At 43.1% G+C, this 12484-nt stretch carries 12 protein-coding genes and 3 other annotated features (1 of these 15 cut by a window edge); of the genes, 11 read left to right on the top strand and 1 reads right to left on the bottom strand.

Translation table 11 applies throughout. From position 1 onward, the window contains the following. Window positions 1–18, top strand: a binding site (T-box leader); it begins 221 nt to the left of the window's first position. Window positions 19–96: 78 nt separating this feature from the next. From thrS to BQ5796_RS11290, 8 genes are all read left to right on the top strand, one after another. After that, window positions 97–2028 carry a threonine--tRNA ligase gene (gene thrS, locus BQ5796_RS11325; RefSeq protein ID WP_071460338.1) on the top strand — a complete coding sequence of 644 codons (1932 nt, stop codon included), beginning with the start codon at window positions 97–99 and terminating at the stop codon, window positions 2026–2028. 145 nt (window positions 2029–2173) lie between these two features. Then, window positions 2174–2303 (top strand) — a sequence feature (ribosomal protein L20 leader region). A 137-nt stretch (window positions 2304–2440) separates the two neighbouring features. Continuing rightward, window positions 2441–2944, top strand: a complete 504-nt coding sequence (gene infC, locus BQ5796_RS11320) for a translation initiation factor IF-3 (RefSeq protein ID WP_071460337.1) — start codon at window positions 2441–2443, stop codon at window positions 2942–2944. 17 nt (window positions 2945–2961) lie between these two features. Further along, complete coding sequence (gene rpmI, locus BQ5796_RS11315; RefSeq protein WP_071460336.1) at window positions 2962–3162, top strand: 50S ribosomal protein L35; 201 nt, start codon at window positions 2962–2964, stop codon at window positions 3160–3162. Window positions 3163–3201: 39 nt separating this feature from the next. Continuing rightward, on the top strand, window positions 3202–3561 hold the full coding sequence (rplT, locus tag BQ5796_RS11310; RefSeq protein ID WP_071460335.1) for a 50S ribosomal protein L20: 360 nt from the start codon (window positions 3202–3204) through the stop codon (window positions 3559–3561). A gap of 58 nt (window positions 3562–3619) precedes the next feature. Continuing rightward, window positions 3620–3889, top strand: a complete 270-nt coding sequence (locus BQ5796_RS11305; RefSeq protein ID WP_234969335.1) for a DUF1294 domain-containing protein — start codon at window positions 3620–3622, stop codon at window positions 3887–3889. Window positions 3890–4354: 465 nt separating this feature from the next. Further along, the gene (locus tag BQ5796_RS11300) at window positions 4355–5470 is read left to right on the top strand and encodes an IS4 family transposase (protein WP_071460333.1); all 1116 of its coding nucleotides are present in this window, start codon (window positions 4355–4357) and stop codon (window positions 5468–5470) included. Window positions 5471–5656: 186 nt separating this feature from the next. Further along, a complete protein-coding gene (locus BQ5796_RS11295; RefSeq protein ID WP_071460332.1) occupies window positions 5657–6154 on the top strand; it encodes a dUTP diphosphatase in 498 nt (165 codons plus the stop codon). A 77-nt stretch (window positions 6155–6231) separates the two neighbouring features. Continuing rightward, window positions 6232–7317, top strand: a complete 1086-nt coding sequence (locus BQ5796_RS11290) for a M42 family metallopeptidase (protein ID WP_071460331.1) — start codon at window positions 6232–6234, stop codon at window positions 7315–7317. Window positions 7318–7446: 129 nt separating this feature from the next. Here the strand turns inward: BQ5796_RS11290 and sspI are convergent, their stop codons facing one another. After that, the gene (sspI, locus tag BQ5796_RS11285) at window positions 7447–7656 is read right to left on the bottom strand and encodes a small acid-soluble spore protein SspI (protein ID WP_071460330.1); all 210 of its coding nucleotides are present in this window, start codon (window positions 7654–7656) and stop codon (window positions 7447–7449) included. Between the two features lie 126 nt (window positions 7657–7782). On the opposite strand from sspI, the gene BQ5796_RS11280 reads away from it, so the two are divergent. The 3 genes from BQ5796_RS11280 to pheT all read left to right on the top strand — a co-directional run bounded on the left by BQ5796_RS11280 (window position 7783) and on the right by pheT (window position 12388). Next, a complete protein-coding gene (locus tag BQ5796_RS11280) occupies window positions 7783–8538 on the top strand; it encodes a TrmH family RNA methyltransferase (protein WP_071460329.1) in 756 nt (251 codons plus the stop codon). A gap of 68 nt (window positions 8539–8606) precedes the next feature. Further along, window positions 8607–8841 (top strand) — a binding site (T-box leader). A 74-nt stretch (window positions 8842–8915) separates the two neighbouring features. After that, window positions 8916–9959 carry a phenylalanine--tRNA ligase subunit alpha gene (pheS, locus tag BQ5796_RS11275; protein WP_071460328.1) on the top strand — a complete coding sequence of 348 codons (1044 nt, stop codon included), beginning with the start codon at window positions 8916–8918 and terminating at the stop codon, window positions 9957–9959. A gap of 14 nt (window positions 9960–9973) precedes the next feature. Further along, entirely contained in the window at window positions 9974–12388 is a 2415-nt protein-coding gene (pheT, locus tag BQ5796_RS11270) for a phenylalanine--tRNA ligase subunit beta (protein WP_071460327.1), read from the top strand. The last annotated feature ends 96 nt before the right edge of the window (window positions 12389–12484 follow it).

Raw genomic sequence — 12484 nt, 5'->3', positions numbered from 1 at the left:
TACAAACTCGTCCCTTTCTCTAGGGATGGGTTTTTTTATTTTTAGCCAATTGGCAGGCGGGAATTTCCGCCAAACAGATGAAGAGGAGGAGCAATCATGGCAAACAATGTGAAAATGACGTTTCCGGATGGAGCAGTAAAGGAGTTTTCGTTCGGCACGACCATTGAAGATATCGCTGCTTCTATTAGTCCGGGTTTAAAGAAAAAGGCGGTTGCAGGAAAAGTGGAAGGGGAAATGTATGATCTCCGTCGTCCGATTGAGAAAGATGGAGCAGTAGAAATCATTACGCCGGAAAGCAATGAAGCGCTAGAAGTGCTTCGGCACAGTACTGCGCACTTGATGGCGCAGGCAATCAAACGGCTATATCCAGACGTGAAGCTGGGAATCGGGCCAGTAATCGAGAGCGGTTTCTATTATGATATTGATTTGGAAACTTCATTGACCCCTGAAGATCTTCCGGCAATTGAAAAGGAAATGGCTAAAATTGTTAATGAAAATCTGGAAATCGTTCGAAAAGAAGTGAGCCGGGACGAGGCGGTTAAGCTTTACAAGGAAATTGGAGATGAGTACAAACTTGAACTGATTGAGGCCATCCCTGCGGATGAAACGGTTACGATTTATGAGCAAGGGGAATTTTTTGACCTTTGCCGCGGTGTACATCTCGCTTCCACTGGAAAAATCAAAGAATTTAAACTGTTGAGCATTGCTGGAGCTTATTGGAGAGGAAATAGCGATAATAAAATGCTTCAGCGCATCTATGGCACAGCCTTTTTCAAGAAAGAAGACCTTGCTGAGCACCTTCGTCTTCTTGAAGAAGCGAAGGAGCGCGACCACCGGAAACTTGGCAAGGAATTAAGCCTTTTTACGAACTCACAGCTTGTGGGACAAGGGTTGCCGCTCTGGCTGCCGAAGGGTGCAACGATTCGTCGTATCGTTGAAAGATACATTGTGGATAAGGAAATCAGCCTAGGTTACGACCATGTTTATACACCTGTTATGGGCAGTGTTGATCTTTATAAAACATCTGGCCACTGGGACCATTATCAGGAAGATATGTTCCCTGTCATGGATATGGACAACGAGCAGCTTGTCCTTCGCCCGATGAACTGTCCGCATCATATGATGGTTTACAAAAACAGCATTCACAGCTATCGGGAGCTTCCAATCAGGATTGCCGAGCTTGGAACAATGCATCGCTACGAAATGTCAGGCGCATTGTCAGGATTGCAAAGGGTAAGAGGCATGACTCTGAACGATGCCCATATTTTTGTTCGCCCTGATCAAATCAAAGAAGAATTCAAGCGTGTTGTTCAACTAACTCAGGAAGTGTACAAGGACTTTTCTATCAGCGATTTCTCTTTCCGCCTTTCTTATCGTGATCCGGAAGATACAGAGAAATATTTCGATGATGATGAAATGTGGGAAAAGGCACAAAGCATGCTGAAGGAAGCTATGGATGAAATGGGCCTCGACTACTTTGAGGCTGAAGGAGAAGCAGCATTCTATGGACCGAAGCTCGATGTTCAAGTGAAGACAGCACTTGGCAAAGATGAAACATTGTCAACAGTACAGCTTGATTTCCTCTTGCCAGAGCGCTTTGACTTAACTTATGTTGGGGAAGATGGAAAACAGCACAGACCAGTAGTTATCCACCGCGGTGTCGTATCGACAATGGAAAGATTTGTTGCTTTCCTCATCGAGGAATATAAGGGTGCATTCCCTACATGGCTCGCACCTGTCCAGGTCCAAGTCATCCCTGTATCGCCCGAGGTGCATTTTGACTATGCAAAAGAAGTGCAAAATAAATTGAAGGCAAGAGGATTCAGGGTCGAACTGGATAGCCGCAATGAAAAAATTGGCTACAAGATCCGCGAAGCCCAAATGCAAAAGATTCCTTATATGATAGTGGTCGGTGACAAAGAAATGGAAGAAAATGGAGTCAACGTCCGTAAATATGGTGAACAGAAATCTGAGACCATGTCATTCGCTGCTTTTCTGGAAAACTTCGAAAAAGAAGCAAGAAAATAAATATAAAGTCTCCATTTTTTCAAAAGATGTTGCACAAACTGCAGGGATTTGCTACAATACATTTCGTTGCAGTAAATGGTGATGGGATGTTTGACACAACCCAATCCTTGTGATATAGTTACAAAGGTAAAAAAGAATACGGTTTGTGGAAAAGAAGAAGCACCCGCTTCTCACCTGATTGACGCTGAAGTGCAGTTGCCAGGTTTTACGTAGAACTATTCATTTGTTCATGACTCGTAAAGTGTGGGTGATTCAGCCCGCACTTTTTTATTTGAAAAAAATGGGAATCCGCCGCTGCAGCCCAATCACTGAGATCTCTTAAGGGAGCGGCTTGGCCGTGCAGTGTGTGCATTCTTAACCCAAACAATGTATTCCGATAAAACCCTGGAGGTGGCTAACTATTAGCAAAGATATGCTGTTGAACGAGGGCATCCGTGCCCGTGAAGTTCGTCTCATCAACCAAAATGGCGAGCAGCTGGGAATCAAATCAAAAGTTGAAGCGCTTGAAATTGCAGCTCGTGTCAATCTCGATCTTGTTCTGGTTGCCCCGAATGCGAAGCCCCCTGTAGCCCGTATCATGGACTACGGAAAATTCAAATTTGAGCAGCAGAAGAAAGAGAAAGAAGCACGTAAAAACCAAAAAATTATTAATATCAAAGAAGTACGTCTCAGCCCGACAATTGATGAGCATGACTTTAACACAAAGCTGCGCAATGCCATCAAGTTTTTGGAGAAAGGCGATAAAGTGAAAGCTTCGATTCGCTTTAAAGGTCGTGCAATCACCCATAAGGAGATCGGCCAGCGCGTTCTGGATCGTTTCTCTGCAGCGTGCAAGGAAGTAGCTACGATTGAATCCCACCCTAAAATGGATGGACGCAGCATGTTCCTTGTTTTAGCCCCTAAAAACGACAAGTAACGAGGAGGAAGTCCCAAATGCCAAAAATGAAAACACACCGTGGCGCTGCAAAGCGTTTCAAGAAAACAGGATCCGGCAAACTGAAGCGTTCACACGCTTACACTAGCCACTTATTCGCAAACAAATCTACTAAAGCAAAGCGTAAGCTTCGTAAGAGCTCGCTTGTATCAAAAGGCGATTTCAAGCGTATTCGCCACCTGCTTGACAACATCAAGTAAAATTCGAGGATTTCGATTCATATATAGGAGGGAAATTACATGCCACGTGTAAAAGGCGGTACTGTTACGCGCAAGCGTCGTAAAAAGGTTATAAAATTAGCAAAAGGTTACTACGGTTCAAAACATACATTGTACAAAGTTGCTAACCAACAGGTTATGAAATCTTTGATGTATGCATTCCGCGACCGTCGCCAGAAAAAGCGCGACTTCCGTAAACTTTGGATCACTCGTATCAATGCGGCTGCACGCATGAACGGTCTTTCTTACAGCCGTTTGATGCATGGTCTTAAGCTTGCAGGAATCGAAGTGAACCGCAAAATGCTTGCTGATCTTGCAATCAGCGACGAAAAAGCATTCGCTCAGCTTGCTGACGCTGCAAAAGCTCAATTCAATAAGTAAGATACTGATGAAAGCCATTCCCGTTAAGGGGATGGCTTTTTTAGGAGGAATGAGGGGATTGGAGCCTAAAGCTGTATTGCTGGCATTGCTGCTCTTTTGGAATATGTATGGGTTCTTCCTAATGGGAAGGGATAAAAAACTTGCGCGGGAAGGAAGATACAGAGTCAGTGAAAGGCAGCTTTGGCTGACAGCTCTATTCGGAGCAGGAATTGGGATGACTGCAGGAATGCGTGTTTTCCGCCATAAAACGAAGCATACATCTTTTCGGGTTGGTTTTCCTGTAATTGCTGCAATTGAAATCACTTTGCTGCTGTATTTCCTATATTAGTTGCACAAAATAATTACCTCATAAATAAGAATGTTGATTTCCGATCCAGGCGCACGCTTTCCGCGGGGCGTGCGTCGAGCCTGCCCAGCTTCAGCGCTTAGCCCCTCGAGCCGCTTCGGTCCTGCCATTGAAGTCAAAGAGCGACTTCATTGTCAGGCCCTCCAGCGCTCGTCGGGGCTGAACAAAGCGCTTCAGCATTTCTATCTCCTCGGACGCTTCCCGTCCTGTGGGGTCTCGACTGTCACGCTAATCCCGCCGGAGTCGGCGCATTCCTCTCCAATCAACGGTGGTAAAATGAGAGAACATTAAATTCAACATATAGTTTCACTAGTGTTGCATTAATTTAATTCCACTATTAAAAATACTCAAAATGTTCAGGTAAGTTATTTTACGCAAAGAAAAAGTCCTTTATAATAGATATGTCAGGTGGTAACCCATCCAAATCTATTAATAAAGGACAAACCCATGGATAAGGTTACACGAAAAACTTCATTTGGACAATGGTTTTCATCAATAAATCTTCCGTTGTTTGAAGAACAAGTGAAAACATTGAAATTAGATCTTTATACGAAAAAGTTGACGACAGAATCGTTTTTAAAATTACTTATTTATGCACAGCTACAAGAAGTCGAAAGTCTTCATGCACTGAGTGATTGTCTTTTTGATGACCAACTTCAAAAAGAAATCGACCTTGATTCGATTAGTATTTCCCAGCTGTCACGGCGCTTAAACGGAATAAATCCAGATTTGTTTCAAAGGCTATTTCTTGATTTAGTCTCACAAATCCATGTCAAAACACACTATAAAAAACTGATTATGCCATTAAAAATCATTGATTCAAGCACATTGCCACTTAATTTAACCAATCATAGATGGGCGAAATTCCGTAAGAAAAAGGGAGGAGTAAAGTTACACCTACGCCTTGTTTTCATGGAAGATGGGAAGTCCTATCCCGAAAAAGCCATCATGACCACCGCAAAAGAACATGATCGTGGTCAGCTTGAAATTCTGGTGGATGATAAAGAATGCATGTATGTTTTTGACCGGGGCTATTTAGACTACGAGCGATTTGATCGCATGACAGATGAAGGGTACTTCTTCCTTTCCAGGTTAAGAAAAAACGCTGTTATCAGGGAAGTTTATGATTTCAAACTACCCGAGGGCTCGACTGTTTTATCGGATCAAATGGTTCTGATAGGTACGACTCAAAACCGTGCTGAAAACTACTTTCGCCTTTTAAAAGTGATAGATACAAAAGGAAATACCCTTCATTTAATCACAAATCGCTTTGACTTAAGTGCGGAAGAAATATCAGAGATGTATAAGTCACGCTGGGCAATAGAACTGTTTTTCAAATGGATAAAGCAACATCTTAATATCAAAAAGTTTTACGGTCAAAGTGAATGGGCTATTCAAAATCAAGTGTTTATTGCCCTTATTGTTTTTTGCCTTCATGTACTTGCGCAGGTCGAAACAAAAAGCAAGCGGAAAACCTTACAAATTAGCCGTTATTTAAAAGCTGCGTTGTGGAAACCAGCGCAGGTTTGGCTTCGTAAGATGGAAGGAAAAACGATCCCTTAATAAAAGGAATTGTCGTTGCTGCAAATGTCTAATTGTAAATAAATTCCCAAATGGATGGAGCCACCTTTGGTTGGGTATTTACTTTTTTGGCTTTAAGCGAGAAAGACAATTAAACTGAATATTAAGACATTATTTATGCAACACTAGTGATATAGTTTGAAAATATTATAAGTATAGGAGGACATTATGAACTACGAAAAACTTTTCGGAATGCAAAGAGAGCTGGATCATCATATCGAGCAGAAGCACGCTCTAAAGGAAGAAGATTTGTTCGAACGTAAAATTCTCGCTTTGCTGGTAGAGTTAGGGGAACTCGCGAATGAGACGAGATGCTTTAAATTCTGGAGTTTAAAACCGTCTTCGGAAAAAGCTGTGATTTTGGAAGAGTTCGTGGATGGCATTCATTTTATGCTTTCGCTTGGGATTGAACTTGGTTATGATGGGAAAATCCGCAATGCTGCCAAACGAAAAGAAAAGGCTGATATTTCGGTGACCGCCATGTTTATTCGGTTATACGAAAGCATCCTTTCTTTTAACAACGAAAAGACAGAAGATACGTATTGGGGAATGCTAGATGAGTATCTTGAGCTTGCGGAGGCGTTGGGTTTTACAGAAGAGGAAATGGAGAAAGCATACTTCGAGAAAAATGAAGTAAATTATGAACGGCAAAGGAAAGGGTATTAGTTAGAATTTTTTGTACATTAGGCTTTCTTAGCGTTATAATAAAAAGCGAAATTACTAATCTTAAGGGAGTCGAAACAATGGCGAAATATGATGAAACATTAACGATGCTGAAAGACTTAACAGATGCCAATGGAATCCCGGGCAACGAACGTCAAGTAAGAGATGTCATGAAGAAATACATAGAACCTTTCTCCGATGAAGTCTCAACAGATGGACTTGGAAGCTTAATTGCGAAAAAAACAGGCACGCCTGGTGGTCCTAAAATCATGGTTGCTGGCCATTTAGATGAAGTTGGATTTATGGTTACTGCCATTGATGAAAAAGGCTTCATTCGTTTTCAGACTGTTGGAGGCTGGTGGGGCCAAGTAATGTTGGCGCAGCGTGTCACCATCGTAACCGACAAAGGAGATATAACAGGTGTGATTGGTTCCAAACCACCTCATATCCTGCCAGCGGAAGTACGCAAAAAGCCCGTTGATATCAAAGACATGTTCATTGATATTGGGGCAAGTAGCCGTGCAGAAGCAAATGAATGGGGCGTGCGACCAGGAGACATGGTTGTGCCGTATTTCGAATTCACTGTCATGAACAATGAAAAAATGCTGCTTGCTAAAGCCTGGGATAACAGAATTGGCTGTGCAATTGCCATTGATGTACTGAAACAGCTGAAGAGTGAATCGCATCCGAACGAGGTATACGGTGTTGGTACAGTCCAAGAGGAAGTAGGTTTGCGTGGAGCTAAGACATCTGCTCAATTGATCCAACCAGATATTGCTTTTGGAGTGGATGTAGGTATTGCTGGGGATACTCCAGGAATTACTGAAAAAGAAGCGCAAAGCAAGATGGGACATGGTCCACAAATCATCCTTTATGATGCAAGCATGGTGTCCCATAAAGGACTTCGTGATTTTGTTACGGGTATTGCCGATGAACTCAACATCCCATATCAGTTTGATTCGATTGCTGGTGGAGGAACAGACTCGGGAGCAATTCATACAACTCATGCTGGAGTTCCTTCTCTATCTATTACGATTGCAACTCGCTATATTCATTCACATGCTGCGATGCTTCACCGTGATGATTACGAAAATGCGGTAAAGCTAATTACCGAGGTCATCAAACGAATGGATAAGGAAACAGTTGATAAAATCACTTACGAATAAAAACCGAGAATAGAAACTTTTAGTCTGCTTGCGGGAATGTTATTTCCGCAAGCTTTTTTTACTAGGAGGAAAAAAACAAGAAGGGGCTGCCCACAAGAGTATCACTTTTGTGGGCAGCCCCATGTTAGACTATTTCGGAAGTCCGCTTTCTAGCAAGTGGAGCATTTCCTCTTGCTCTGAAGCGGAGGCATTTTGCCAGATTACTTCGAACAGCACACCAAGACCTGGAAGCATTTTTTCTTCACCTGTTTCGATTGCGTCTACAATGGTGCTCTTCAGTTCTTCCTGCGTATTGCCTGTTACATTATGGATAACTGCATTGCGTAAATTAAGATTCATTTGCTAATCTCCTTCCCAGAATGTTAATACTATTAGCTTGGACATATTATGTTTTTTTATGTAAGCTTTTTGCGATATAATAGGGAAATCGAACGAGGTCTGCCAGTCAAAAAGGAGTGTCCCCAAATGAAATACATTACCTCTGTAAAGAATCCCAAAGTAAAACAGTGGAAAAAGCTTTTATCAAGAAAAGGGCGGGAAACGTCAGGCGCCTTTTTAATAGAAGGATTTCATCTTGTCGAAGAAGCAGTAAAAGGAAATGCTGCCGTTCAAGAGATTATGATAAGCGAAACTACCGAAATGCCGCCTAATTTAGATTTTGGTTCTGTCCCCGTTTATACAGTGACAGGAGAAATTGCTGAAATGCTTGCTGAAACAGAAACAACCCAAGGTATTTTTGCTGTTTGTGAAATACCAAAAGCGAGTGAAGTGTCCGGCAGCACTTTTTTGCTTGTCGATGCGGTGCAAGATCCCGGAAATCTTGGGACAATGATTCGGACAGCAGATGCTGCAGGTGTGGATGCGGTCATCGTCGGTACTGGAAGCGTGGATATATACAATCCAAAGGTGCTGCGGTCTGCCCAAGGAAGCACTTTTCATTTGCCTGTCATTTCCGAAAACTTAGCGCAAACAATTAATAGGCTAAGTGAGTGGGGTATTCCTGTGTATGGAACAGCACTGGAGAATGGCCAGCCATACAATGAAGTAGAGCTTGGCAAAAAGTTTGCCCTTATCGTCGGTAACGAAGGAAAAGGTGTGGACAAAGAATTGCTTTCAAAAACGGATCGAAACCTTTACATTCCGATTTTAGGCAGCAGCGAGTCGCTTAATGTAGCGGTTGCCGCCGGAATCCTGCTCTATTACTTGAAATTGCCAAAGTAATATGTTTTTTCGAATACCGTTTGAAATTAAGGTAAGAGTATACTATAATTAACTGCAAAATATCATTGCTAAAAACACTGACGGAGAAGAGTAGTTTGGAAAGCGGCCAACTAGGGAGGATATGCCTTTGACTGAAAGCATAACCTGGCAACGCCAAGCGAAGTTCACCTCCCGAGTTGGCATCGGGACCATTCACTAGAATGTAAAGATGCCCCGGCACATGCCGTTATCCCAATGAAGCGACATACAGGACTGCTGTATGTTAAAAAGGGTGGTACCGCGAACCAAGACCTCGTCCCTTTCACAGGGATGGGGTCTTTTTGTGCTTTCCGCCATCCTGGCGGTGATTTTTTTAATTGCAAAAGGAGGATGAAAACATGCAGGAACGTTTGAAGGAACTGCAGGCAGAGGCCATTGAGAAAGTTGCTGGCGCTGCCGATCTGAAAGAATTAAATGATATCAGGGTTGCGTTTTTAGGGAAGAAAGGCCCGATAACAGAAGTACTTAAGGGAATGGGGAAACTGTCCGCCGAAGAGAGGCCTGCAATGGGCGCACTCGCAAACGAAGTTCGGGACAGCATCTCCACTAAGATTGAGGAAAGGCAAAAAGAGCTGGAAGAGATTGCGGTAGCCCAAAAACTAGCTTCTGAAACAATCGATGTCACGCTTCCTGGAAGACCAGTCCCGAGTGGCGGGCAGCATCCATTGACTAAAGTGGTAGAAGAAATCGAAGATCTATTCATCGGCATGGGATATACGGTTGCGGAAGGTCCTGAAGTAGAAAATGATTATTACAATTTTGAAGCATTGAACCTTCCAAAGGGCCACCCTGCAAGGGACATGCAAGATTCCTTCTATATTAGCGCAGAAACATTAATGAGAACACATACTTCCCCTGTACAGGCAAGAACTATGGAAAAAAATGCAGGGAAGGGACCAGTCAAAATTATTTGTCCTGGAAAAGTATATAGGCGTGATAATGATGACGCGACCCATTCGCATCAATTCATGCAAATCGAAGGTCTTGTTGTCGATGAGCATGTGACTATGAGTGATTTAAAGGGATCATTGCAGGTACTTGCTAAAAAGATTTTTGGCGATGATAGAGAAATTCGGTTGCGTCCAAGTTTCTTTCCATTTACAGAGCCTTCCGTTGAAATGGATATCTCCTGCAAAATCTGCCATGGAAAAGGATGCAGCGTCTGTAAACAGACTGGCTGGATTGAGGTTTTGGGTGCAGGGATGGTTCACCCGAATGTCTTGGAGATGGCGGGATATGATTCAAAGAAATATACGGGTTTCGCTTTTGGAATCGGTGCGGAGAGAATTGCCATGTTGAAATACGGAATTGATGATATCCGCCATTTTTATACAAATGATATTCGTTTCTTAAAACAATTCTCAATAACTGAATATAGCTAGGAGGAAATATAACCATGCTGGTATCTTATAAATGGCTGCAGGAATATGTCGATCTGAACGGTGTTTCTGCGGAAGAACTTGGAGAAAGAATTACAAAGAGCGGGATTGAAGTCGAAAGTGTTGATAAATTAAATGCAGGTGTAAGCGGAGTAGTAGTCGGCCATGTTCTCGAGTGCGAAAAGCACCCTAATGCTGAAAAGCTCAATAAAACGCTAGTTGATCTCGGTGATGGCGAACCTGTACAAATTATTTGTGGAGCACCGAACGTTGCCAAAGGACAAAAAGTGGCTGTTGCGACAGTTGGAGCAGTGTTGCCAGGGAATTTCAAAATCAAGAAGGCAAAGCTGCGCGGTGAAGCGTCCCATGGAATGATTTGCTCTCTGCAGGAACTTGGCATTGAAGGAAAGCTAATTGCGAAGGAGTATGCGGAAGGTATTTATGTATTCCCTGCTGATACAGAAGTTGGTCAAGATGCAATGGCTCTTCTCGGAAGGGATGATGAAATTCTTGAGTTGGGTCTTACGCCAAACAGAGCAGACTGCATGAGTATGCTAGGAGTAGCTTATGAGACAGCGGCGATACTTGGAAAAGAAGTGCAGTTTCCTGAGCCAGCACCTTCAGCAGTATCTAAGGATGCATCCGATTACATTACAGTAAATGTAGAAGCAAAGGACGATAATCCACTTTACACCGCAAAGATTGTGAAAAACGTTAAGATTGGTCCTTCTCCGTTATGGCTTCAAGGAAGGCTAATGGCTGCTGGAATTCGTCCACATAACAATGTCGTTGACATTACTAACTTGGTTCTTCTAGAGTATGGGCAGCCTCTCCATGCATTTGACTATGACAAGCTTGAATCCAAGGAGATCCTCGTTCGCCGAGCAAAGGCTGGGGAGACAATTGAAACGCTTGATAACGTAAAGCGGAATTTGACAGAAGAACATCTTGTCATCACAAATGGTTCCAACCCTGTTGCCCTTGCAGGCGTAATGGGCGGTGCAAATACGGAAGTAAGCGCTGATACTACCAACGTGCTTATTGAATCAGCTTATTTTACGGGCGCAGCGATTAGAAAATCTTCGAAAGACCACGCTTTAAGGAGTGAAGCAAGCGCACGATACGAAAAAGGTGTCGATCCTGAACGAGTGCGTGCAGCTGCAGAACGCGCTGCCGAGTTGATGGAGCAGCTTGCGGGTGGAGAAGTGCTTTCGGGTACCGTTGTGGCAGACCATCTTGAGCGAAAAGAGAATAAGGTAACAACAACACTTGGGAAAATTAATGCTGTGCTAGGAACCGAATTAGAAATGTCAGAGATAGAGGACATTTTCTCTCGCCTTCAATTCGGAGCTTGTGTCGATGTCGACTCTATTACAGTCAGCGTTCCATCCCGAAGAGGGGATATTTTCATAGAAGAAGATTTAATTGAGGAAATTGCACGACTCTATGGGTACGATCGTTTACCTTCTACATTGCCGGTTGCGCCGTTCGCTCCAGGCATGCTTTCTGAATATCAGAAAAAGCGCAGGGTTGTTAGGAGCTATTTAGAGGGTGCAGGCTTGTATCAAGCAGTGACCTACTCCTTGACAAGCAGAGAAAAGGCGCTGCAATATGCCATTGAAACAAGGGAACCAGTTGAACTGTCCATGCCAATGAGCGAGGAGCGCAGCATGCTTCGCCTTAGCATTGTTCCTCAACTGCTTGAAGTTCTAAAGTATAATAATGCAAGGCAGAACGAAAGCGTTGCTGTTTACGAAACTGGAACCGTCTTTTTAGGGAATGGAGATTCAGAGCTTCCGGAAGAAAGGGAGCACTTAGCTGCTGCTATAACTGGAATGTGGGAAAGTCACCCATGGCAAGGCGAGAAGAAGCCGGTAGACTTTTATGTCTTAAAGGGGATTCTCGAAGGTTTATTTGCTAAGCTTGGCTTGGAAGAAAGAATGGAGTTCAGGGCTGCGGAAGTGGAAGGATTGCATCCTGGCAGAACAGCTGATCTCCTTCTAGACGGAGAAAGTATCGGTTTCGTTGGCCAAGTCCATCCTGTTGTCCAAAAGGATATGGATTTAAAAGAAACATTTGTTTTTGAACTTTCTTTGAAAAAGCTAGTCGCAGCAGAAACAGCGCCGTTAGCCTATACATCTATCCCAAGGTTCCCTTCAATAACTAGGGATATTGCTCTTGTAGTGGATAAGGATAAAACATCAGGTGAACTCCAAAGCATCATTCGGGAAGCTGGCGGAAAGCTATTGAAGGATGTAGGGGTATTCGATCTTTACGAAGGAGATCGTATGGAAGAAGGGAAGAAGTCGATTGCCTTCTCTCTAAAGTATTATGATCCAGAAAAGACATTAACAGATGAAGATATTGCAAAGGCGCATGAAAAGGTACTTGCTGCAGTAAAAGAGCAGGCAGGCGCACATTTAAGAGGATAAAAAAGAGAAACAGCAAAACGAAAAAAGCCACGCTTATTTCCATCTTGGAATGAAGCATGGCTTTTTTCGCTGTTACTGTTGCTAGGATTAATGTTA

Source organism: Bacillus massilinigeriensis (assembly GCF_900111815.1).
Lineage (GTDB): Bacteria > Bacillota > Bacilli > Bacillales > Cytobacillaceae > Mesobacillus_C > Mesobacillus_C mediterraneensis.
This window is presented reverse-complemented; position numbering and strand designations above follow the sequence as displayed.